General features: G+C 33.0%; 18 protein-coding genes and 1 pseudogene. 9 read left to right on the forward strand and 10 right to left on the reverse strand.

The features are described from left to right. The first annotated feature begins 518 nt into the window (after positions 1 to 518). Together pntA and pntB are read left to right on the forward strand one after the other, a co-directional pair. On the forward strand, positions 519 to 2,054 hold the full coding sequence (pntA, locus tag A9G48_RS10680) for a Re/Si-specific NAD(P)(+) transhydrogenase subunit alpha (protein WP_034944378.1): 1,536 nt from the start codon (positions 519 to 521) through the stop codon (positions 2,052 to 2,054). Between the two features lie 15 nt (positions 2,055 to 2,069). Further along, positions 2,070 to 3,461, forward strand: a complete 1,392-nt coding sequence (pntB, locus tag A9G48_RS10685; RefSeq protein WP_034944379.1) for a Re/Si-specific NAD(P)(+) transhydrogenase subunit beta — start codon at positions 2,070 to 2,072, stop codon at positions 3,459 to 3,461. Positions 3,462 to 3,563: 102 nt separating this feature from the next. Here pntB and fabR read toward each other — a convergent pair whose 3' ends face one another. Both fabR and oxyR read right to left on the reverse strand, forming a co-directional pair. Then, on the reverse strand, positions 3,564 to 4,208 hold the full coding sequence (gene fabR, locus A9G48_RS10690) for an HTH-type transcriptional repressor FabR (protein WP_034944381.1): 645 nt from the start codon (positions 4,206 to 4,208) through the stop codon (positions 3,564 to 3,566). 44 nt (positions 4,209 to 4,252) lie between these two features. Continuing rightward, a complete protein-coding gene (gene oxyR, locus A9G48_RS10695; RefSeq protein ID WP_034944385.1) occupies positions 4,253 to 5,179 on the reverse strand; it encodes a DNA-binding transcriptional regulator OxyR in 927 nt (308 codons plus the stop codon). A gap of 416 nt (positions 5,180 to 5,595) precedes the next feature. On the opposite strand from oxyR, the gene pcnB reads away from it, so the two are divergent. From pcnB to sppA, 6 genes are all read left to right on the forward strand, one after another. Continuing rightward, positions 5,596 to 6,975: a polynucleotide adenylyltransferase PcnB gene (gene pcnB / locus A9G48_RS10700; protein ID WP_051825080.1), complete on the forward strand. Its 1,380-nt coding sequence runs from the start codon at positions 5,596 to 5,598 to the stop codon at positions 6,973 to 6,975. A gap of 74 nt (positions 6,976 to 7,049) precedes the next feature. Continuing rightward, entirely contained in the window at positions 7,050 to 9,425 is a 2,376-nt protein-coding gene (gene lptD, locus A9G48_RS10705; RefSeq protein WP_034944387.1) for an LPS assembly protein LptD, read from the forward strand. A gap of 78 nt (positions 9,426 to 9,503) precedes the next feature. Then, positions 9,504 to 10,820, forward strand: a complete 1,317-nt coding sequence (gene surA, locus A9G48_RS10710) for a peptidylprolyl isomerase SurA (protein ID WP_065576159.1) — start codon at positions 9,504 to 9,506, stop codon at positions 10,818 to 10,820. Continuing rightward, the gene (gene rsmA / locus A9G48_RS10715) at positions 10,813 to 11,610 is read left to right on the forward strand and encodes a 16S rRNA (adenine(1518)-N(6)/adenine(1519)-N(6))-dimethyltransferase RsmA (RefSeq protein WP_065576160.1); all 798 of its coding nucleotides are present in this window, start codon (positions 10,813 to 10,815) and stop codon (positions 11,608 to 11,610) included. The genes surA and rsmA overlap by 8 nt, the downstream gene beginning before the upstream one ends. A 4-nt stretch (positions 11,611 to 11,614) precedes the next feature. Continuing rightward, positions 11,615 to 12,448: a bis(5'-nucleosyl)-tetraphosphatase (symmetrical) ApaH gene (apaH, locus tag A9G48_RS10720; protein WP_034944850.1), complete on the forward strand. Its 834-nt coding sequence runs from the start codon at positions 11,615 to 11,617 to the stop codon at positions 12,446 to 12,448. 16 nt (positions 12,449 to 12,464) lie between these two features. Continuing rightward, positions 12,465 to 14,312, forward strand: a complete 1,848-nt coding sequence (gene sppA, locus A9G48_RS10725) for a signal peptide peptidase SppA (RefSeq protein WP_034944393.1) — start codon at positions 12,465 to 12,467, stop codon at positions 14,310 to 14,312. 498 nt (positions 14,313 to 14,810) lie between these two features. Here sppA and A9G48_RS10730 read toward each other — a convergent pair whose 3' ends face one another. From A9G48_RS10730 to moaC, 4 genes are read right to left on the reverse strand one after another with little or no spacing between them, the layout of a single operon-like run. Continuing rightward, a complete protein-coding gene (locus A9G48_RS10730; protein ID WP_034944395.1) occupies positions 14,811 to 15,509 on the reverse strand; it encodes a Bax inhibitor-1/YccA family protein in 699 nt (232 codons plus the stop codon). Positions 15,510 to 15,569: 60 nt separating this feature from the next. Next, on the reverse strand, positions 15,570 to 16,013 hold the full coding sequence (moaE, locus tag A9G48_RS10735; RefSeq protein WP_034944397.1) for a molybdopterin synthase catalytic subunit MoaE: 444 nt from the start codon (positions 16,011 to 16,013) through the stop codon (positions 15,570 to 15,572). Position 16,014: 1 nt separating this feature from the next. Next, entirely contained in the window at positions 16,015 to 16,260 is a 246-nt protein-coding gene (moaD, locus tag A9G48_RS10740) for a molybdopterin synthase sulfur carrier subunit (RefSeq protein ID WP_034944853.1), read from the reverse strand. A gap of 15 nt (positions 16,261 to 16,275) precedes the next feature. After that, entirely contained in the window at positions 16,276 to 16,749 is a 474-nt protein-coding gene (gene moaC / locus A9G48_RS10745) for a cyclic pyranopterin monophosphate synthase MoaC (protein ID WP_034944399.1), read from the reverse strand. A gap of 217 nt (positions 16,750 to 16,966) precedes the next feature. Between moaC and priA the strand changes: the two genes are divergently transcribed. Further along, positions 16,967 to 19,135 carry a primosomal protein N' gene (priA, locus tag A9G48_RS10750; protein WP_034944402.1) on the forward strand — a complete coding sequence of 723 codons (2,169 nt, stop codon included), beginning with the start codon at positions 16,967 to 16,969 and terminating at the stop codon, positions 19,133 to 19,135. Positions 19,136 to 19,174: 39 nt separating this feature from the next. On the opposite strand, the gene A9G48_RS10755 is transcribed toward priA, so the two are convergent. The 4 genes and pseudogenes from A9G48_RS10755 to clpX all read right to left on the reverse strand — a co-directional run bounded on the left by A9G48_RS10755 (position 19,175) and on the right by clpX (position 25,535). After that, the gene (locus A9G48_RS10755; protein ID WP_034944406.1) at positions 19,175 to 19,495 is read right to left on the reverse strand and encodes a ComEA family DNA-binding protein; all 321 of its coding nucleotides are present in this window, start codon (positions 19,493 to 19,495) and stop codon (positions 19,175 to 19,177) included. A 152-nt stretch (positions 19,496 to 19,647) separates the two neighbouring features. Beyond that, on the reverse strand, positions 19,648 to 21,501 hold the full coding sequence (locus tag A9G48_RS10760; protein WP_065576161.1) for a SurA N-terminal domain-containing protein: 1,854 nt from the start codon (positions 21,499 to 21,501) through the stop codon (positions 19,648 to 19,650). 208 nt (positions 21,502 to 21,709) lie between these two features. Then, positions 21,710 to 24,067, reverse strand: a pseudogene (gene lon / locus A9G48_RS10765) (endopeptidase La); the annotation flags it as partial. Positions 24,068 to 24,260: 193 nt separating this feature from the next. Next, entirely contained in the window at positions 24,261 to 25,535 is a 1,275-nt protein-coding gene (gene clpX / locus A9G48_RS10770) for an ATP-dependent protease ATP-binding subunit ClpX (protein WP_034944412.1), read from the reverse strand. Positions 25,536 to 25,538 lie beyond the last annotated feature (3 nt).

Below are 25,538 nucleotides of genomic sequence, written 5' to 3' on the forward strand. Positions count from 1 at the left end.
TACCAAGTATTGCTGTTAGTCACTTTTAATTTACTTTTAAATAAATAATATAAAAAAATGTTACAAATATACTTATTGTTAAGATTCCGCTGAATTTAATATCGATCAGAATATTTTTCATCAAGTTAACATTATTTATATCTTGTTTTTTAACTTACTCATATCGATGAGTCTACTTTGATACAAAGCTTAGGCTCATGCATAACTTTAGTAGTTAAATGGGAATAAGCAGAGTCAATCCAATTAGTTTGAAGGCAAAAATAGAAGAAAAACTTAATTTTTGACCAATCTAAGTTAGTTTTGTGGTCACTTGAGTTTATTTTCCCAATAATGACGTAATCACAATGATTGCAAGGTAAATATTTTAATTTTTATTTAAAGATTTAAAATCCAATTATTATTAAAAATAATAATAAGATTTCGATAATAAAAATTAAATTCTCTATTAGTACTGAAGCTATTTTATGCTAGAATCGAATGACATTAACAATTTATCTTTAACATAAGGACGTAACGAAATGCATATCGGTATACCTAAAGAACGGTTAACCAATGAAGCTAGAGTTGCAGCAACTCCCCAAACTGTTGGACAACTGTTAAAACTTGGCTTTACAGTCTCTGTAGAACAAGGGGCAGGACATGCTGCTCATTTTGAAGACCAAGCTTTTATTGATGCTGGAGCCATAATTCAAAATACACAAGATATTTGGCAAAATGATTTAATTCTGAAGTTTCATGCACCAACCGATGATGAAATTTCTTTAATGAAAGAGGGAGCAACCCTCATCAGTTATATTTATCCAGCTCAACATAAAGAGCTATTAGAAAAACTCGCCACTAAAAATATCAATGTAATGGCAATGGACTGTGTACCACGTATTTCACGCGCACAATCTTTAGATGCATTGAGTTCAATGTCTAATATTGCTGGTTATCGTTCAGTTATTGAAGCTGCAAATCAATTTGGTCGATTCTTTACAGGTCAAGTTACCGCTGCAGGTAAAGTGCCTCCCGCTAAAATATTAGTTATTGGGGCAGGTGTTGCAGGTCTTGCAGCCATTGGCGCAGCGGTGAGTTTAGGGGCAATTGTTCGTGCTTTTGATACTCGCCCTGAAGTTGCCGAACAAATTAATAGTATGGGTGCCGACTTTTTAGAATTAGATTTCGAAGAGGAAGCAGGTTCTGGTGATGGTTACGCTAAACAAATGTCTGCTGCCTTTATTGAGGCTGAAATGGCCCTTTTTGCTGAGCAAGCCAAAGATGTTGATATCATTATTACAACTGCGCTTATTCCAGGCAAACCTGCACCAAAACTTATTTCGAAAGAAATGGTTGAGTCAATGAAACCCGGCAGTGTTATTGTTGATTTAGCTGCATTAACTGGTGGTAACTGTGAGTTAACTAAACCGGGCGAAGTTTTCGAAACAAATAACAACGTAAAAATTGTTGGTTATACTGATTTAGCTAATCGTATGCCAGCTCAAGCATCACAGCTTTATGGTACAAACATTGTTAACCTGTTAAAACTGCTTGCTAAAGAAAAAGACGGTAATATTGATATCAATTTTGATGATGTTGTAATTCGTGGTGTAACTGTGGTTAAAGATAAGGAAATTACTTGGCCAGCTCCTCCAATCCAAGTATCAGCACAACCGCAGAAAAAAGAAGCAATACCTGCTGTTGCTAAACCAGAACCCAAAGTAATGGAACCCCATAAAAAATATGGCCTTTTAGCATTAGCGATCATTGTTTACTTTTGGCTTGCTAACTCTGTTCCTGAAAGCTTTCTAGGACACTTTACCGTATTTGCACTATCTTGTGTTGTTGGTTACTACGTAGTATGGAATGTAACGCATTCTTTACATACGCCACTAATGTCGGTAACAAATGCAATTTCTGGGATTATATTAGTCGGTGCAATATTACAAGTCGGCGATGATAATGGCTTAACTACGGCAATTGCCTTTGTTGCTATTTTGATTGCTAGTATCAATATTTTTGGTGGGTTCTTTGTTACTCAAAGAATGCTGAAAATGTTCCAACGCGGCAAGTAAAGGAGAGTATAAATTATGAGTAATGGAATCATTCAAGCAGCCTATGTTATTGCTGCATTACTTTTTATCTTTAGCTTACGAGGTCTTTCTAACCAAGAATCTGCAAAATCTGGTAATATTTACGGTATGATTGGTATGGCAATCGCACTTATTGCAGCAATTGCAAGTATTAAAGGTGGATTACACTGGATAGTGATAGCCATGATAATTGGTGCATCTATTGGCTTATATCTTGCGAAAAAAGTTGAGATGACTCAAATGCCAGAACTTGTTGCACTACTTCATAGTTTTGTCGGTATGGCAGCAGTTCTTGTTGGTTTAAACAGCTTTTTAGACCCTCACATTCAAAATTTTCAAGGTGGAGAGTTAACTGTACATTTAGTAGAGATTTTTGTCGGTGTTTTTATCGGTGCAGTAACCTTCTCTGGTTCTGTTGTTGCATTTGGTAAATTAAATGGACGCATTAGCTCTAAACCTCTTTCTATTCCTAATAAACATTATTGGAATTTAGCGGCTATCGTTGTTTCTATAATATTGATGTTTACCTTTATTGAAGTAAAAAGTGGAGCAGGGGCACTAATTAGTCTGTTAATTATGGCAATAGTGGCATTTGTATTTGGTTTCCATCTTGTTGCTTCAATTGGCGGTGCTGATATGCCAGTAGTAATTTCAATGCTAAACTCTTATTCTGGTTGGGCTGCTGCAGCTGCAGGCTTTATGCTTGGTAATGATCTTTTAATTGTCACTGGTGCGTTAGTGGGTTCATCTGGTGCAATTCTTTCCTATATTATGTGTAAAGCAATGAACCGTTCATTTATTAGTGTTATTGCTGGTGGGTTCGGCAGTGATGGGAGTTCAGCTAGTTCAACAGATGAAGAACAAGGTGAATACCGCGAAATGCAACCTGTTGAAGTAGCTCAAACATTAAAAGAAGCCCGTTCAGTGATTATTGTTCCTGGTTACGGTATGGCTGTAGCACAAGCTCAAGCAGCTGTAAGCAATATTACTGAAAAACTACGTGATATGGGTATAGAAGTTCGTTTTGGTATTCACCCAGTAGCAGGACGTTTACCGGGGCATATGAATGTATTATTAGCAGAAGCGAAAGTACCATATGATATCGTGCTTGAAATGGACGAAATTAATGACGACTTTGTAGATACTGATGTTGTTTGGGTTATTGGTGCAAATGATACCGTTAATCCTGCAGCAGAAGAAGATCCAAATAGCCCTATTGCTGGCATGCCCGTTCTTGAGGTTTGGAAAGCAAAAACAGTTATCATTTCTAAGCGCTCGATGAATACTGGTTATGCAGGCGTGCAAAATCCGTTATTCTTTAAAGAAAATAGCTATATGCTATTTGGTGATGCTAAAGATAGCGTTGAGAAAGTATTACAAAATCTTTAAGCAAGTATATATCATTATAAAAACTGCAGCAAATACTGCAGTTTTTTTACTTAATCATATTGAATTGATTAGAAAGTAATGTATTTTTAACATTATAGATAATTATAAGATTTCTTTTTTAAATAACTCTTTATGATAAAGATAGTAAGCCCCACGCGATACCATTCGAAGTTGGAAAATAAGATCTTCAATTAATTTCTGACGCTGTACTGCGTCAAAATCAATGGCATCAGCTCCTGCATTAAACGCAATAGTTACCATTGCTGCTGCTTGTGCTTTGTTATAATGATGTGGCATGTTATTAGCGTTATCAAGATAATCAACTAATTCAACAATAAAATGTTGTATTTCTCGAGCAATAGCTGAACGAAAAGCAGAGGAAGTCCCAGCTTTTTCACGCAATAATAATAAAAAAACTTTAGGATTTTTATCAATAAACTCAATGAAAGTTGTTACTGAGGTACGTAAAACACTTCCCCCTTTTTCAATACGTTTTCGCGCTTGGCGTAATAATTGACGAAGCGTTAAGCCACTTTCGTCAACCATAGCCAAACCTAATTCATCCATATCTCGAAAATGACGATAAAATGAAGTAGCTGCTATACCTGCTTCACGAGCGACCTCACGTAAGCTTAAACTAGCAAAACCTTGTTCGGCATTAAGCTGGTTGAAAGCCGCGTCAATTAAACTACGACGAGTCTTCTCTTTCTGTTGTGCTCGAATACCACCAGCTTTGCTATTTTTCATTTTATATTTTTAAAACTCATTATATTTTAATACAACCTAAAAAATTAATTACTTGCTTTGAGTAACCTTTCCTTTTCTGCAAATACTTTTGGTATGTGATCACGAATCGTTTTGGCTATTGTTTCATAACGAGAACGCAATGGCGAACCAGGGCGATAAATAAGTTCAATATTACGTGATGGTACAGGTTCAGTACAAGAAATATAGCAAATATTATCACGAGTACGCTCATTGGGCACAGCAAGCTCAGGAAATAAAGTAATGCCACGACCAGCTGAAATCATACTACGTAAAGTTTCAAGACTAGTCGCTTTAAACTGTTTATCTTCTTCAATACCAACTTGAAAACAATATCCCATAGCATGATCACGTAAACAATGACCATCTTCCAACATTAAAAATTTTTGTCCTTTTAAATTTGAAAGATTAATTACTCTTTGTTTCGCTAGTTCGTTATTTGCAGGAACAGCTAAGAACATTGGCTCATCGAATAAAGGCAATTCAATAAATTGCGATGTCTCTTTAACCTGAGCTACAATTGCACAATCAAGCTTACCGCTTTCAAGTTGAGCAACAATCCCCGCTGTTTGTGCCTCATGTAAATATAGTTCCAATTGAGGAAAAGATTCATGTAGAACGGTGATAACATGCGGTAATAAGTAAGGCGCAATAGTAGGAATTAGACCTATATGCATTGGCCCTGACATTTCTTCACCTTGTCGGCTAGCCATTTCTTTTAAAATTTGAATATTACGTAAAATTTCTTTAGCTTGTTCAACGAGCATCATACCAGTTTGAGTAAATAATACTTTACGACTAGTACGCTCTAATAACATTACACCAAGCTCATCTTCTAATTTTCTGATCTGTCCACTTAAGGTTGGTTGACTTACATTACAAGCATCAGCTGCTTTGCGAAAATGACGGAATTCAGCTAACGAAACAAAATATTCTAAATCTCGAATATTCATAATGCCCCCAATAAATTATCAGTTAATGGTATATACTCAAGTAATTTTGGGAAATTAATTGCAGCATTAAAATTAACGATAAAAATGTTCTTTGATACATGGTTAACGCTTTATCTCTTGGTGGAAATTATTGTTTCCCTACAATTAACTCAAAAAAAATTAAGTATTAGTTTGTATAATTTATAATCAACTCCATGATATTACATAGATATGAACGAAATTTAACATGTCATTTTGGTTAAGTGATATTACTACATTGCTGTATATAAATAAATGCTAATGTTAATAATTGTGTTTAAAAAATCCATTTGAAAATTTATCTATTACCAGTGCTATTAAACATATTTAACTTTTAATAATCTATAATACTCATTAGAAGATCCATGGAAACTTAATGATAATTAAGTTATACTCCAATGTTATATTTTGTTTCTTATCAAACATTATTTTTGGGGTGTACTATTTTTAAACAAGTTTCTCAATTTTATCGTAAGATGTTTTGTCATAAAAAACGCCAAGAGCCAAATTATGTGTCCATTTCACGTAATGAGCATAACATTTCACGTAATAATATTAATGAAAATGCATTAAAAGTTCTTTACCGATTAAACAAACACGGTTACGAATCTTATTTAGTAGGTGGTTGTATTCGAGATCTTTTATTAGGAAAAACGCCTAAAGATTTCGATATTGCGACGAATGCTACCCCAGAACAAGTTCAAAAAATCTTTCGCAACTGTCGTTTAGTTGGAAGACGATTTAGACTTGCTCATATTATGTTTGGCAAAGAAATCATCGAAGTTGCGACTTTCCGTGGCACTCTTGGCGATCAAGAAGAACAAAATAATACATTAAAACGTTCACAATCAGGTATGCTATTACGTGATAATGTTTATGGAACAATAGAGCAAGATGCGGTACGACGCGATTTTACCATGAATGCTCTTTACTATAGTATTAAAGATTTTACTTTACGTGATTATTGTGGCGGATTAAACGATATACAAAATGGAGTTATTCGATTAATTGGTGATCCTCAAACACGTTACCGAGAAGATCCCGTTAGAATGCTAAGAACAGTAAGATTTGCAGCTAAGTTGAATATGACCATTGAGCCAGCTACTGCAGAACCAATTAAAAGCTTAGCACCGTTGCTAATGAATATACCTTCCGCTCGACTGTTTGATGAGTCACTTAAATTATTACAGGCGGGTCATGGATATGCTACTTATCTCCTATTAAGAGATTATCACCTTTTTGAGCAGCTTTTTCCTATTATTGATCGCCTATTTACTAATAATAAAAATAGCCACTTAGAAAAAATTATCGAGCAAGTTTTAAAAAATACTGATTATCGCATTGCCAATAATAAGCGTGTTAATCCAGCATTTTTATTTGCAGCATTTTTTTGGTATCCAGTCGTAGAACAAACGCAATTAACCTGTATTGAAAGCGGGTTACAATTTTATGATGCTTTTTCTATGGCTATTAACGATATTTTAAGTGAACAATGTCGTGTTATTGCTATCCCCAAACGCTTAACCTCAACAATAGGGGATATATGGAGACTGCAGTTACGAATGAAGAAACGCGATGGCAAACGTGCGTTTACTATATTAGAACATCCCAAATTCCGCGCAGCTTACGATCTTCTCGAAATAAGGGCTTCTATCGAAAAAGGAGAGCTTTTAGCTTTAGCCAAATGGTGGGATGAATTTCAATATAGCTCTGTCGAAAAAAGAATAACTATGGTTAAGCAATTAAGTAAAGCAAAAAGGCGAAGAGTGAAACATTAATTTTTCGTTCGCACTTTTATAAATAACCGTTATAATGTGTTAATTATAAAAATCATAACTACTTTTAATCATTGATGAAAAAATTAACGCCTTCACTTATTGCTATAACCGTTACCTTTTCTTTGTACAACAGTGCTTGTTATGCTATAGCTTTACCTAAAGCTGCTAGCAATAATCCACAGTGCATGATCAATGTTCCTCGATTTGATCGACCTTTAATTAGTGGAGATACTAACAACATTCCTGTAAACGCCGAATCCAATCAATTTGAAGCAATTTATCCAAATGTCGCTATTTATCAAGGCGATGTATCGATAATTCAAGGGAATCGTTCCATTAAAGCAAACAAAGTTACTATTGATTCTGAAGGCACTAATAATCGTGTTGTGACCTTAGAAGGGAACATTATCTATCAAGATAATTTGATTCAGATGAAAGGTAATAATGCATCAATGAATCTCAATAACAATAATACCAAAATGAAACCTAGTGAATATCATCTTGTAAACCGACTTGGACGTGGTGATGCCGATGAAATGAAACTTGAGGAAAATCGTTATGTTATTTTAAAAAACGGTAGTTTTACATCTTGCCCAATCAATGATAGCACTTGGAGTATTAAAGGCTCCACTGTTATTCATGATAATAAAGAACAATTGCTTGAGGTTTGGAATGCGATATTTCGTGTTGGTAAAATTCCTGTATTATATTCACCATATTTACAATTACCAACAGGAGATAAACGCCGTTCCGGTTTATTAATGCCAGATATAAGTTATGACAGTGTTGATGGCGTTGACTTTTCTATTCCTTTTTATTGGAATATTGCGCCAAACTATGATGCCACTTTTAAACCAAGAGTTCTTGAAAAACGAGGTCTTCAAATACAATCTGAATTTCGTTATTTAAATGAATTAGGGTTAGGTACATTAGCATTTGACTGGCTGCAACATGATAGTAAATATAATAAAGATAGAAAAAATGGGTTGAACGGAAATGATTATGATAATAATCAACATCGTTGGTTATTTTATTGGAAAAATGAAGAATTAATTAATTATCATTGGCGGCTTAAAGTAAATGCTTCGCGCGTCAGTGATAATCAATATTTGTCAGATTTAAGCTCTGAATATATACCACAAACAGCTGGATACCTTTCTCAGCTTTACCAAATTGGTTATAACGATGAAAATTGGGATATTAAATTAAGTCATTTAAACTTTCAAACTTTCCATTCAGTTGCGAAAGATAACCTTTATCAAACTCAACCACAGTTAGATATGACTTATTATAATTATGAGTTAGGACCTTTTAAATTTAAGACCTTTTCTCAAATAACACATTTTGTAAGTCCAAGTAAAAACGATCCGAAAACATGGCGGGCCCACATTGAGCCAACACTTAACTACACATTAACCAATGCTTGGTCAACATTATCAACTGAAGTGGGCTTTATGGCAACGCACTACAATCAAGATTTAAATCAAAAATATGATAAAAATCAAGATAATAGTGATAAAATTTTAGATCGAAATGTCAACCGTTTCATACCTAAAATAGCGGTAGATGGTAAAATCATTTTTGAACGTGATACCACTCTTATTGAAGGTTATACACAAACCTTAGAACCGCGAGTAAAGTACATTTATATACCATATCGCAAACAGTCTAATATTTTAAATTATGATTCATCTTTACTACAGTCAGATTATATTGGACTATTTAGAGATAAACCTTATAGTGGATTAGATCGAATTCCTTCAACCAATAAAATATCTATAGGAGTAACTACTCGTTTTTATGACAATAATAAAGTTGAACGATTTAATTTATCTATTGGGCAAACTACTTATTTTACAAAATCAAGAACAAGTGAGAATAACACAGAATTAGATAGAAATTCCGATACTGGAAGCATAACTTGGGCAACGAACAATTTTTGGCGCATAAATGATGACATGATATTTAGAAGTGCACTTCAATATGATACTCGACTTGATACGATATCTTTGGCAAACACCATTTTTGAATATCAACCATCTAATGATAAACTGGTACAGTTATCTTACCGTTATGCAAACCATAACTATATTGATACAGTTGATAAAAGTTCAACCTATAAAGGATATAAACAAGATATATCACAAGCTGGTATTATGGCATCTTGGCCATTAACTAATACAATTACAGCAGTAGGATCTTACTATCATGATATTAAACTAGGTCAAACAGCAGATAGTTTTATTGGACTACACTACCAAGATTGTTGCTGGGGTGTAACTGTACAATATGGTCGAAAATTAACAGACTGGGAACCTGATACACGTAGCAGCAAATATGAAAATAAATTTTCAATACATTTCGAGTTACAAGGATTAGGTCGTAATAGTGATGCCAGAGCCAAAATGCTAGATTTTGGTAAATTACCTTATGTCACCGCATTTGAGTAAATGTTGTAATAAAAAATATGATTAATAAAGTTATTACTATAATAGTTAATCTATAGCAAAAAAATGAGTTAAATAAATATGAAATTATCAAAACTAATTATTGCTTTAAACTTAAGTATCAGTATTGGTATTTTTGCACCAACATCTATTATATATGCAGCACCTCGGGTTGTTGAACAAGTGGCTGCAGTTGTCAATAATAATGTCATTTTAGAAAGTGATGTTAATGAGATGTTAAAAACTATTAAAGCAAGTTCCGATAAACGAAATTTACCAGATGATAAAATACTTAGACAACAAATCATTGATCGTTTAATTACCGAAAATTTGATACTTCAAACAGCAGCTAAAGCAAAAATAACTGTTAGCGATGATGAAGTAACAGAGGCTATATCTAGAATTGCCGCTGATAACGGTTTAAATATCAATCAGTTAAGAAGCAAACTATCAACTATGGGAATTAGCTATGGTGCTTACCGAGATCGGATACATAATGAGATGCTAATCGAGCAAACACAAATGAGTGAAGTAAAGCATCGAATTAATATTTCCGAAAAAGAAGTTGAAAATTTAGTCAAAGATATATCTCAGCAACTGACTAATAATATTGACGTAAAAATTAGTCATATACTAATTGCGATCCCAGAAAATGCATCAAAACAAAAAATAGATGAAGCAAATGATAAAGCTAGAGATATCATTAATCGAGCCCAGAAAGGAGAAAATTTTGCAAAACTAGCAACTTCATATTCTAATGACACTCTAGCTTTAAAAGGTGGAGATATGGGGTGGCGTAAACTCAATGAACTACCGACAATATTTGAGGAGCGCTTAATACGAGCCCCTAAAGGAAGCATTATTGGTCCAATTCGCTCAGGTGTCGGTTTACACATTCTAAAAGTTAATGATACACGAACTGAAAAACCTAAAGCTATCACAGTTAGAGAAATTAATGCTCGTCACATTTTAATTAAAACTAATGTACTAATAACCGATGAAGTAGCTAAACAAAAATTAAATGATATTAAAAAAGCAATAGTAAATGGTACAACAACTTTTGAAGCAGCAGCTAAAACTTATTCTGAAGATCCAGGCTCTGCAGATAATGGTGGCAACCTTGGTTGGAGCGTTCCAGAACGTTATGATACTGGCTTTAAAAACAGTTTACTCAAACTAAAAAAAGGGCAAATAAGTGAACCCGTTAAATCAGCTTATGGTTGGCATTTGATTCAATTAATAGATACAAGAAAAGTAGATAGAACTGAATTAGCAAAACAAGAGCAAGCTTATCGATTAATATTTAATCGAAAATTCGCTGAAGAAGCACAAGTTTGGATTAAAGAATTAAAAGGTGATGCTTATATTAAAATTAAAGGTGATGAAAAGCATGAATAGTCGTGTTCATCAAGGGCATTTTGCCCGGAAACGTTTCGGACAAAACTTTTTACATGATGACTACATTATTAAAAATATTGTTGCGGCTATACAACCTAAAGCTGATCAAGCGTTAGTTGAAATTGGTCCGGGTCTTGCTGCGTTGACCATGCCAGTAAGTGAATATGTGGATCATTTAACTGTAATTGAAATAGACCGAGATTTAGCTAGCAGATTGATTGAAAACCCATATTTAAATAATAAACTAACAGTCATTGAAAAAGATGCATTAACTTTTGATTTTAATGAACTTTCCGAGCAACTAGGTAAACCATTAAGAGTTTTTGGTAACTTACCTTATAATATATCAACTCCTTTGATATTCCATTTATTTGAATATGCAAATATTATTATGGATATGCATTTTATGCTACAAAAAGAGGTAGTTACTCGTTTAGTTGCAGCACCAAATAGTAAAGATTATGGTAGATTGAGCGTTATGGCACAATATTATTGTCATATCATTCCTGTTTTAGAAGTGCCCCCAACATCATTTAAGCCTGCACCAAAAGTTGATTCAGCAGTGGTAAAATTAATCCCTTATAAAGAAAAACCTTATTTTGTTAAAGATATTAAAATACTTTCGCGAGTGACAACTGAAGCTTTTAATCAACGTCGTAAAACTATTCGTAACAGTTTAGGCAATATGTTTACTGTGAAACAAATAACAGAATTGAATATTGATCCAACTTTACGTGCTGAAAATCTTACTGTAGAGCAATACTGTCAGCTCGCTAATGCATGGATATAATCGTATGGCAAACCTACTTATCGGCGATATTCATGGATGTTATGATGAATTTATGCGATTACTTGAGAAAGTCAGTTTTTCATCATCAGATGTATTATGGTTGACCGGAGACTTGGTAGCAAGAGGCCCTAAATCACTTGAAGTTTTACGATTTGTTAAACAAAATAATCAACAGATTCGTTTAGTATTAGGTAATCATGATCTACATTTACTATCCATTTATGCTGAAATTACGTATTCTAAAAAGAAAGATAATCTTAATGATGTAATTGCAGCTCCCGACTATGATGAATTGATGAATTGGCTGCGAAAACAACCTCTTCTTCAAATAGATGAAAACTTAAAGCTCATTATGACCCATGCAGGCGTTTCACCACAATGGGATCTTGAAACACTAAAAAAATGTGCCCATGACCTAAATGTTATGTTATCAAGTGATTCTTATCCTCTTTTTCTTGATAAAATGTATGGTAACTTCCCAAATGAATGGTCATTAAATTTAAAAGGGTTTGATCGATTACGTTACGCTAGCAACGCTTTAACACGTATGCGATTTTGTTATGAAGATGGCCAGCTTGATTTCTATTACAAAAAACATCCTGACCAAGCCCCTGCAAAACTGAAACCATGGTTTTTAATGCCAAGAAAAATTCCTGATGAATATCATATTGCTTTTGGACATTGGGCTGCATTGAATGGTAAAGGAACGCCTGAAAATATTTATGCTCTTGATACAGGATGTTGTTGGGGAGGAAAATTAACATGCTTACGGTTCGAAGATAAAAAATATTTCAAAAAAAGAAACATTGAAACGAAGAATTTAGATAAACTTCTATAAAAGGATCACATTTATTATGTCTTTTTTATCTGTCATTAAATCTATTTGGAAAGTAGTCAACTTTATTAGGGAAGTCTTTCTAAACCTAGTGTTCTTAATTATCCTTATTCTCATTTTTAGTGGTATTGCATTAATTAAAGAAATACAAAAAGAAGATACTACTCCCAAACACGGTACTTTAGTTTTAGATCTTGAAGGTATTATCGTAGATAGTACACTTTACAATGATAATATCTATGCTTTACAAAATAAAATTTATGGAAAAAAGGTAAATCTTGCTCGTGAAAATAGCTTGTTCGAATTAACACAAAAAATAGATCAAGCAGCCGCTGATCCCAATATTAAAAATATGGTATTGAAATTAGATCACTTTGTTGGTGCCGATCTTAGTTCGCTACAGTATGTAGGTAAATACTTAGCTAAATTTAAAGCAAATAAAAAGCCTATTTATGCTATTGGTACAAACTTTAATCAAAGCCAATATTATTTAGCAAGCTATGCCGATAAAATCGCTTTGACACCACAAGGAGCCGTTAATTTATATGGTTTTGCTGCAAATAATCTATATTATAAAACATTACTGGATAATTTAAAAATTAATACTCATGTTTTCCGTGTCGGTACCTACAAATCAGCTATTGAGCCATTTATCCGAGATGATATGTCGGAAGAAGCAAAAAGTAACACTACCCATTGGTTGACACTTATGTGGAATAATTATCTAAATGATATATCTAAAGAACGAAAAAAAGCTACAACACAATTAGTTCCACCTTCTAATATTATGTTATCAGAATTAAAAGCAGTTAATGGCAGTATGAGCCAGTATGCTTTATCAAATGGCTTAGTCGATGTTGTAACATCAAATTATGAATTTGAGAAAAATTTCTTTGAATCCGTTATTCAAAAAGAAGATTTGCCTGAAATTAGTATTTATGATTACAAACTAAAAGCTGAAAACAAGCCAATTAATAAAAACATCACAAAACCACTTATATCTGTAGTCTTTGTCAATGGCACTATTGCTGAAGGTGAAAATAATAGCAATATTGCAGGAAGCCAAGAAATAGTTACACAATTAAAAAATATTCGTGAAAACATTAATACTCAAAATATTCAAGCTGTTGTTCTGCGAGTAAATAGCCCCGGCGGAAGTGTTGATGCCTCTGAAGCTATACGTAGTGAGTTAGAATCATTACGTGATTATCAAGTTCCTGTTGTTGTTTCAATGGGCGGAATGGCGGCTTCCGGAGGATATTGGATTTCAACAGCTGCCGATTATATTGTTGCTAGTCCAAATACTATAACTGGCTCTATTGGTATTTTTGGTATTATTCCAACATTTGAAAATTCACTTTCGTACATTGGTGTTCATAGCGATGGTGTATCAACATCCCCATTAGCAAATAATAATTTTGCTAAAAATTTACCAGATGAAATGAAGCAACTTATTCAAATGAATATTGATAACGGTTATAGCACGTTTATCTCTTTGGTAGCAAAAGCACGAAACATGACAATAGAGCAAGTCGATAAAATAGGACAAGGCCAAGTATGGTTAGGCGCGGAAGCTTACAGAAATGGTTTAGTCGATAAATTAGGAGACTTTGATGATGCTATTGAAATGGCTGCGTCGCTAGCTAATCTTACTGATTACAGAATTGACTGGCAAAAACCTGAAACAAACTGGTTTAATGCTTTTTATTCAGACATGATTGCTATGTTACCTAAATCAACAGCAGAAGTTTTGTTTGAAAAATTACCTAGCGTTAAACAAATCCAACAAAAAGCATCTTTATGGGATAAATTTTCTGATAAGCAAAATCGTTATATTTATTGTTTAAACTGTGCAGATGTGCATTAATACTATTCAATTTTAGCCACCCTTTTGGTGGCTTAATTGATCTCTTTTTGCTATTTTGATAAAAATAACACATATTATTTATCAGATCATGGATGTATGGATAACTCACTGTTTCGTCAATTTCATAATTATATGAGTCCATATAATGGTTAATACCCATACGATTAACAAGATAAATATTACTCAGTTCGAATAGCGTAAGAATTATAATTTGAAATCAATAACCAATTTCTATCTTTTATTGGGTTAAATAAAATAATCCCTTATATCATCTCCATAAACATATAATACTTCATTAATGATGGTATTACATCTTCATGATTTGTTAATTTATGGCGATTAACCTAAAGCTTTTTAGATTGCGCTCCCCACAATAATAAAAAGGCCTTTTTGTTTGTCAGTATAATTATTAAAAATAGCACATCTAGGTAAAATTCTAATAGAAAATTGGCAAAAAAAAAGCTCTATATAGAGCCTTTTAATATTATTAATATATGGTTATCGACGATCTGCAAAAACTCTTAATAACATAATGAATAAATTTATGAAATCAAGATAAAGTGTCAATGCACCCAAAATGACAAAACGTCTAAATACATTCTGATCGTCTTGAGGTAAATCTTGACCAAATTCTTTAAGTTTTTGAGTATCGTAAGCTGTCAAACCAGCAAAAACAAATACGCCAATATAAGTCACAGCCCACATTAATGGAGCGCTTTGCAAAAATATGTTAACTAAAGATGCAATAACAATACCGATTAGTCCCATAAATAAGAAACGCCCAAAACCTGATAAATCTCGTTTTGTGGTATAACCATAAAAAGCCAAAGCACCAAACATCCCTGCAGTAATAAAAAAGACGCTTGCAATTGAAGATGAAGTATAAACTATAAAGTAAATAGAAAAAGTACATCCATTTAAAACTGAATAAATCATAAATAATGTGGTTGCTGCAGCTCCCGACAAACGATTAATAAAACCAGAAATAACAAAAACTAATCCTAGTTCAGCAATCAACAGAACCCACATACCTCGATACAAAATTTCCAAAAGCTGTATACTATTAGATGCATACCATGCTACCAAGGCTGTTAAAAGTAAACCAACTGTCATCCAACCATAAACATGGCTCATATACGTTTGTACACGGCTATTAGATTGTTCAATAATTGAACCGTTAGGGGTGTAACTCGTCATTCCATACCTCTCGAATTAAATGTATAACAAAAACTATCACTATTATATATTAAATAATAATTAATACCATTTTTTCAATGATTCTATATCCGATTTTTTTGCATCAATCCATACGTCACCATTTTCTGTTCGTTCTTTCTTCCAAAATGGAGCTTGATTTTTTAATACGTCCATAATAAATTCAGCTGCTGCAAATGCATCAGATCGATGCGCACTACTCACACCAACAAATACAATTTGTTCATTAACACTGATCTCACCAATTCGATGAATAACGGCAATACGACTCAATTTCCATCTTTCTCTAGCTTGAGAAATAATATTAGTTAAAACTTTCTCTGTCATTCCTGCATAATGTTCTAAAAAAAGGCTCAACATATGTTTTTCAAAACAGCGAACTTTTCCCATAAAGGTTACCACGGCTCCATCTTGTGACAATTCAGAAAGCCAATCAATTAATTTTTCAGTATAAATCGGTTCATTACTAACTTTAATGATATCCATATCATCCGCCTGTTACTGGAGGAAAAAAAGCGATTTCATCACTAGATTGAATAATATAATCAAAATCAACAATACATTGATTTACAGCACATAATACTGTTCTTTCTTTTAATGCTAATGACCATTTATCACCAAGTTTACTTAACCGCTCAATCAGAAGGGAAACCGAGAGTTGATCTGCATCTAACGTAACTTTATCAATACCCACTAATTCTCTAATCTGAGCAAAAAAAATGACATTATTCATTTTATCTCTATACATTTATTCGGCGATAAAATCACCGGATTTACCACCTGTTTTGTTTAATAATCTTACTTGCTTAATTACTATATCTTTTTGAATTGCTTTGCACATATCATAAATAGTCAAAGCAGCAACAGATGCAGCAACTAAAGCCTCCATTTCAACGCCTGTTTGTCCATTTAAACGGCAAATTGACTGAATTATAACACATTGTTTAGTAATATCAGCTTGAATATTAACCTCAATTTTAGTCAATAATAATGGATGGCAAAGCGGAATAAGCTCCCAAGTTTTTTTGGCTGCCTGAATTCCAGCGATTCTTGCAGTTGCAAAAACGTCTCCTTTATGATGTTTTCCTTCAATAATCATATTAATTGTTTCAGCATTCATTATTACTAACGATTCAGCCCTTGCTTCTCTCGTAGTTATTTGTTTATCTGAAATATCAACCATATGAGCATCACCGCGCTGATTAATATGTGAAAATGACACTGGTATTTTGTTCCTTTTAAAATGATCATTCAATCCATACAATCAAGATAACAAATTTTACAAGTAGATACCACCTTTCTATTAATTAGATAAATTTTCAATAATCAATTAGAAATTTTCAACAAAGATTTAAAAAAGTTAATTGGAACAGCCACTTTGCGAGTTAAGCAAAAACTGCGTACAATATAGCTTTCTTTAGTTATATTGTGATAGTTTAATGTTTATCGCTCATATTGCTTTACCTTTACCACTTTACCAGCTTTTTGATTATCAATTAATGACACCTGCAGAAGTCGGAATGCGGGTAAAGGTTCCTTTTGGAAAACGAGATGCAATAGGCATTATTGTTAGTATTGACCAACACACTAATTTTGATATTAAAAATTTGAAAAAAATTACCGCTATTATTGATACTGTTCCTCTTTTTACACCTTCAATATGGCAGCTATTAAATTGGGCAGCAAGCTATTATCATTATCCTATCGGTGAAGTACTATTTCACGCTATGCCAACTTTATTGAGACAGGGGCGCCAAGCGGCTAAAGATGAAATCAAACATTGGCAATTAACCGAATTGGGACAACAATTTGATTTAGCGTTATTAAAACGTGCCCCCAAACAACAATTATTACTTTCATCATTAAAAAATAATACTGTGCAGGAAAATGATTTTGGTGCAACTATTTATTATGAATTACATAAAAAAAAATTAATTCAACAAATCAGTTACCGACCTGATAGCGTTAAATGGCAAATTAATTTCTCAGTAAATTGTAGTCCAATTCAGTTAAACAAAGAGCAATCTTATGCAATTAATACAATCAATGAACAAACTGACCAATTTGGTGTTTTTTTATTAGAAGGAGTAACAGGCTCGGGAAAAACGGAAGTTTATTTAAATATCCTAGCTAATGTATTATCAACAGGAAAACAAGCATTAGTGCTCGTACCAGAAATTAGCCTAACACCACAAACGATTGAGCGTTTTAAACAACGTTTTAACGCACCTATAGACATTTTGCATTCTGGTTTAACTGACAAAGAAAGGCTTAGGGTCTGGCTACAAAGTAAAAATGATGAAAATGCAATTATAGTTGGTACTCGGTCTTCACTTTTTAGCCCATTCAAAAATTTGGGAATGATTATTATCGATGAAGAACATGATAGCTCTTATAAACAACAAGAAGGATGGCGTTATCATGCTCGAGACTTAGCTATCATGCGTGCTAAAATTGAAAATATTCCAATTTTATTAGGCTCAGCAACACCATCACTTGAAACACTAAAAAATGCTCAAAATCATAAATACCAATTATTACAACTTACTGAAAGAGCAGGTAATGCATCTCTTGCCAAGCAGTCAATTTTAGATATTCGCGGACTACCGCTTATAGCTGGGCTATCACAATCTTTAGTTGACCAAGTAAAAAAACATTTATCTAATAATAATCAAGTAATGTTATTTCTAAATCGTCGAGGGTTTTCACCACAATTACTTTGTCATGACTGTGGTTGGATTGCTGAATGCCCCCGTTGCGAACATCCTTATACTTATCATCAAAAGCAACATAAATTAAGTTGTCATCATTGTGATACCCCGAGATCAGTCCCTGAGCAATGCCCTAAATGTGGATCAACTCATTTAATACCAATAGGCGTAGGAACTGAACAACTTGAAAAACAGCTTGAAATTCTATTTCCTAATATCAAAATTAGTCGTATTGATCGTGACACAGTAAGTAAAAAAGGAGCTTTAAACAATTATTTGTATAATATTCAACAAGGTGGAGCTCATATTTTAGTGGGAACACAAATTTTAGCCAAAGGTCACCATTTTCCGGAAGTCACTTTAGTCGGAATTATTGATGTTGATGGAGCTCTATTTTCAAGTGATTTTCGAGCAACTGAACGATTTGCGCAACTCTACACTCAAGTTTCAGGAAGAGCCGGACGTGAAGCAAAAGCAGGAGAAGTGATTTTACAAACATATCATCCGGATCATCCATTACTTAATATATTATTAACAAAAGGCTATCGAGCATTCGCTAATGCAACTTTACAAGAACGACAACAAACACAATTACCCCCTTTTAGTTATCAAGTACTGATTCGCGCAGCAGATCGTAATAATTGCTATGCACCTACATTTTTACAACGAATTCATGAATGGCTAAAAGAAAATGGTACTCCAGAATTATGGCAGCTTGGTCCTATTCCTGCCAATCAACCTAAAAAAGCAGACTACAATCGTTGGCAATTGCTTTTACAACATACTAATCGTCAATTGTTACAAAAAATATTAAATCAACTCGTTATCGAAATTGGAAAATGGAGTGAAATATCAAAAGTAAGATGGAATATTGATATTGATCCTATCGATAATTAATATTGATTATCCACCGAAAATAATCGGTGGATAATCAAATTATAATGTTATTTTTCCAGCATTTTTGTCCAATGTAGCCTGACCAATACCGGAGACCTCCTTAAGTTGCTCAATTGATACAAATGCACCAAATTTTTCACGATATTCAATAATTTTACGAGCCTTGTTAATACCAATTCCTATTAGAGCTTTTGTTAACTCCTCAGCGGTAGCAGTGTTAACATTTACCTGAATAACTTGTTTTTGTTCTTGTTTCACAGACTCTTGTTTAATCGTTTCTGTAACTGATGAATCAGCGAAACTCAAAGATGAAAAAGTAATACTAAATAAAAAAATAAATAATAGTGAAAAAAGTTTCATTTAATTAACCTCTAAAATAATTACGCAAGTAAATTTGCTTTATCACTATCTCACCTAATTAAGCAAAAAAATTTTAAATATGCGAAAAATGAGAAAAGCCACCAAGGTGGCTTTTCTTTTTCATCCAATTTTACTTTATTATTCGAGATATATCACAAATTAGCATCTGGCATAATTTCAATCTTAGCTTTAGAGCGAATATCATTGATTAAAAAGTAATAAGTGATTTCATTAATGAAAGGGAGCAATTCAGACGAAATATCTCTCTTTAATTCTGGATTTTTGAATTTTGTTAATGCCATAATATAAGCATTCTTATAATCTAAATATTCAACACCATAAACACGCTTGTTAGTTGCTGAGGGTACCAAATCAAAAACCATGCGAACTACTTTCGGATCAAATTCTTTAGATTCTCTACTCAAATTATAATTTTGAGTAAATTGTATATGTTCAGATTTCCCTTTTTCATTTAATTCAGTCATAAAACTATCTACAGTAGATTTAAAACGGCTCTTAGCTATATCATCATACAGCTTTTTATTGATGATATCTTGAACTTCAGCAAACTGAGCAATACCATCAGATTTATAGTCAATAACTTGTATTACAAAATCTTTAACATTAATATCGTTTCCAACAGGAATCATATCAGAAACTTTATTTGTTGCCTTCCCATTAGCAACCATTTCATTACTAAACGCAACATCCCTAACTTCAGGATAACGCAAAATAGAATCGTTATTATTGTAATAGGTCCAGTCTGATTCTTTTAGCTCTAATCCTACTTCTTTAGCTACTACCTCTAAATCATTTGGATTGTTACTAAGTGCAGACTTAATCTTATTTTCTGTATTTATGAAAGCTTTCTCTGCTTTTTCATTTTGTAGTTTAGTTTTGATTTTATTTTTTACATCATCAAAATCTGTTACTTTTGATTTTTTTAAATCATCTAATTTAACAATTAGATAACCACTTTCAACTTGTATAGGTTTTGAAATTTCGCCGATTCGGTGTAAATTGGCATCTTTAAATGCTTGTGGTAAAGAGTCATCATCAGCAAACCAACCTAGTGAACCATTTTTACCGTAAGGTGATATTTCACTACTTTGGTTCATATTCTTTATGACATCAGTAAAATCAATGCCAGATGAAAGATCTTTTATAATATTATTGGCTTGTTGATTATCAGCTGTAAAAATGACACTAAAAGCTTTTTTGGCAGGGAATGTGTAATCTTTAATATTATTATTAAACTCTCGTTTTACTTCTTCATCACTAACGGAGATTGAGTCAAAATAATCTTCCTTATTATTAGCAATATACTTAAATTTTACCCTTTCCTTCCTAAAAAATTCATTCTGATGTTCATCATAATATTTTTGTTCATCTTCTGTTGATATTTTCACATCATTCATACTAACTATAGAAGAGTTTATTGTAGCAGCATAAACTGTTCTTGTTTGATCTTTTAATAATGATATTTCAGAATCAACTGGTAATACAAAACTACTGTCAACTAGCGCACCAATCAATTGTTGTTGTTGTAGCAATGCTCTTAAAGATTCAGCATATTTATCTGGAGTATAGTTATTAGCAGAAAGTAAATCTAAATACTTTTTATTATTAAATTTACCATTTTCAAAAAAGACAGGTTGTTTTCTGATATAATTTTTTATTTGATCATTAGAAATAATAGTATTAACTTCCTTTGACAATTTATAAACTAGAGCATTATTTACTTGATAAGACAATATATTACGGCGAAGTTGCTTAATAAAAGCACTATCTCCTCCTGCATTGGCGGTTTGGGCTTTAGCTTGAGCTTCAAACTCTGCTCGACTAATTCCTTCACCATCTACTTTTGCAATATATTTCTGTTCATCATGTGAACTACCACCAAACCCTAAATAACCGACACCGGTAAAGATAAAACTAATAATGATTACTGCAAAAATAATTTTAACAGCAATATTATTTGCCGCATTTCGGATTGTTTCCATCATTTCTTGCGATTCTCCATAAAAAGAAAGTTGAATTTCGCAAGTATAGCATATTTAACTAAATTGGCTATTATAGGAATGTTAAAGGATAAAAAAAGATCAACATTAAGCTGATCTTTTTATAATAAAACAATCAATTTAAACGAGTAGATACGCCAACATTATTTTTTACCTTTTTGATTGTTTTTTTAGCAGTTTGCTTTAATGATACTTTTTCAGCTACTGGCTCTATACCAAATGGATTGTTTTGTAAAGCAATAGTAATTACCTCATCAATCCATTTGACGGGACGAATATCAATTTCTGCTTTAACATTATCTGGTATTTCTTCCAAATCTTTAATATTATCAATTGGAATAAGTGCAATTTTAATTCCACCTCGATGCGCAGCTAGTAACTTCTCTTTTAGCCCACCTATTGGTAAAACTTCTCCACGTAATGTTATCTCACCAGTCATAGCAACATCAGAACGAACAGGATTACCAGTTAACGTTGAAATGAGTGAAGTACACATTGCAATACCTGCACTTGGTCCGTCTTTTGGAGTTGCCCCATCAGGTACATGCACATGGATATCACGTTTTTCGTAAAAATCGCTATTTATACCTAATTTTTCTGCACGAGCCCGTACAACAGTTAATGCCGTTTGAATAGACTCTTGCATCACATCACCGAGTGATCCTGTATAAGTTAATTTACCTTTACCTGGCACACTGGCAGATTCAATAGTTAGTAAGTCTCCACCTACTTCTGTCCAAGCAAGGCCAACCACTTCTCCAATACGATTTTCATTATTTGTTTTACCATAATCAAAGCGCTGCACACCTAAGTAATCTTTAAGATTATCTTGAGTAATTATCACTTTTTTCAACTTATTATCCAAAGCTAATTGTTTAACAACTTTACGACAAATTTTTGCAATTTCTCTCTCTAAGCTTCGAACCCCTGCTTCTCGAGTATAGTAACGAATAATGCCGATAATAGCAGAATCTTCAATACTAATTTCTTTTTGCTTCAAACCGTTATTTTCAAGTTGTTTTGTAATTAAATGCTGTTTGGCAATATTCAACTTTTCATCTTCTGTATAACCAGAAAGGCGAATAACCTCCATACGATCCAATAATGGCGCAGGAATATTCATTGAATTTGCTGTAGCAACAAACATTACATCGGATAAATCGTAATCAACTTCTAAATAGTGATCACTAAAAGCATTATTTTGCTCAGGATCAAGTACTTCTAATAAAGCTGATGCGGGATCCCCTCGCATATCAGATGCCATTTTGTCAATTTCATCTAATAAGAATAATGGATTTTTAACCCCGACTTTAACCATTCGTTGAATTAATTTTCCCGGCATAGAACCAATATATGTACGTCTGTGCCCACGAATTTCAGCTTCATCACGTACTCCCCCTAACGCCATTCGAACATATTGGCGACCTGTTGCTTTAGCAATTGATTGACCAAGTGAAGTTTTACCAACACCTGGAGGTCCAACTAAACATAAAATTGGACCTTTAACTTTATTTACTCGACCTTGTACTGCTAAGTACTCTAAAATCCGGTCTTTTACTCTTTCAAGGCCATAATGATCTTTATCTAATACTTTTTTTGCACCTTCTATACTTTTCTTGACTTTACTACGCTTATACCAAGGCACTTGTATCATCCAATCTATATAACCACGCACAACAGTTGCCTCAGCTGACATTGCTGGCATCATTCTCAATTTATTTAGTTCTGCCAAGGCTTTATCTGTTGCTTCTTGAGGCATTTTTGCTTTAGTAATTTTATTTTTTAATTCTTCATATTCATCAGGTTTATTATCTATATCACCTAACTCTTTATGAATTGCTTTGATTTGTTCGTTAAGATAATATTCTTTCTGTGCTTTTTCCATTTGTTGTTTAACACGTTGCCGAATATTTTTTTCAACTTGTAACAAATCGATCTCAGCTTCCATCATTGCAATAAGCAATTCAAACCGTTTTTCAAGATCAGCTGTTATTAAAATTTGCTGCTTTTGTTCAACCTTCAAAAATAAAGTTGCAGCAATCGAATCAGATAATTGTGAAGGTTCTTTAATTAATCTAATGGAATCAACTACTTCTTGGGTAATTTTTTTATTAAGTTTTGAATATTCTTCGAAATTAGATAACACTACACGAATTAATGCTTCATTTAAATCCTCTGGATTTTTCTTTTCTCTAAGAGGTTTAATATTTGCTATTAAAAAATCATCTTCATCTTGTTCAACAATATCCAAAATTTTAGCACGCTCAACCCCTTCAACTAAAACTTTCACAGTTCCGTCTGGTAATTGAAGTAATTGCAAAATATTAGCCACAGTGCCGATTTCATATAAATCATCAACATCAGGGTCATCTTGAGATGGGTTTTTTTGTGTCACAAGAAAGACTTGTTTATCCATTTCCATTGCACTTTCAAGGCAACGTATTGATTTATTTCGTCCGACAAAGAGAGGAATTACCATATGAGGGAACACGACAACATCGCGTAATGGTAAAATAGGCATAATCATTTGTTTAGTTTGTTTTGTTTTCATTTTTTTCTCTCTAGTAGTACAACCCCATTTGATAGATATTGGGATCGTTTTAAGGTATTCAAGCCTATTTTTTATTGTTTATAATATGTATTATCCTTAAAACATGGTTGATAAAATCATTCAGAATTTTAATGTTAAATTTCATTATTTATTCTTTACTTACTGCTAACAAAATAGCAGCAAGTAGAGGTATCTAACCAGTAAGTTCTGTATCATTACGATAGACTAATTTTGGTGCTTGAGATTTTTCTACTGTATCTTGTTCAACAACGACTTGTTTAATACTGTTCATTGAAGGTAAATCATACATAGTATCAAGTAAAATATTTTCTACTATTGAACGTAAACCTCGTGCACCAGTTTTACGTTTCATCGCTTTTATTGCTATAGCATCTAATGATTCTTTAGAAAACTCAAGATCAACACCATCCAGTTCAAATAATGCTTGATATTGCTTAGTTAAAGCATTTTTAGGCTCAGTTAAAATACTAATTAATGCTTCCTTGTCCAATTCAGAAAGAGTACCAATAACAGGTAGCCGACCAATAAATTCTGGAATTAATCCAAATTTAACTAAGTCTTCAGCTTCTATCTTAGCTAATAATTCAGATTCAGAAGCCCTTTGTTTAGTACTTTTTACTTCAGCACCAAAACCTATTCCAGTATTAGTTGAAACACGATTTTCAATTACCTTGTCTAACCCACTAAAAGCACCACCGCAAATAAAAAGGATTTTTGAGGTATCAACTTGTAAAAATTCTTGTTGAGGGTGTTTACGACCGCCTTTAGGGGGAACTGAAGCAATAGTTCCTTCAATAATCTTTAACAAAGCCTGTTGAACACCTTCTCCTGATACATCTCTTGTAATAGATGGATTATCTGATTTTCGAGTTATTTTATCGATTTCATCGACATAAATAATCCCACGTTGCGCTTTTTCCACATCATAATCACAATTTTGCAGTAATTTCTGAATAATATTTTCAACATCTTCACCAACGTAACCCGCTTCAGTTAATGTTGTGGCATCAGTCATTGCAAAAGGTACATCTAAAAACCGAGCTAATGTCTCTGCCAATAATGTTTTACCGCTACCAGTAGGACCAATTAATAAAATATTACTCTTACCTAACTCGACATCCTTACTGCTAGTATAATTACGTAAACGCTTATAGTGATTATAAACAGCAACAGATAAAACTTTCTTTGCATAATCTTGACCAATAACATATTCATCAAGATGTGCTCGAATTTCATGTGGTGTTGGCAATGGCTTATTGATGAACTCTTCATGTGAAAGAAAGCTTTTTGTTTCTTCTTTTAAAATATCATTACATAATCCGACACATTCGTTACAGATATATATAGATGCTGGTCCAGCAATCAGTTTACGAACTTCATGTTCACTTTTACCACAAAAAGTACAATAGAGTAATTTTTCTGAACTTTCTTTATTCACTTTTACCACCTA

Source organism: Gilliamella sp. wkB18 (genome assembly GCF_001690875.1).
GTDB lineage: Bacteria > Pseudomonadota > Gammaproteobacteria > Enterobacterales > Orbaceae > Gilliamella > Gilliamella apicola_A.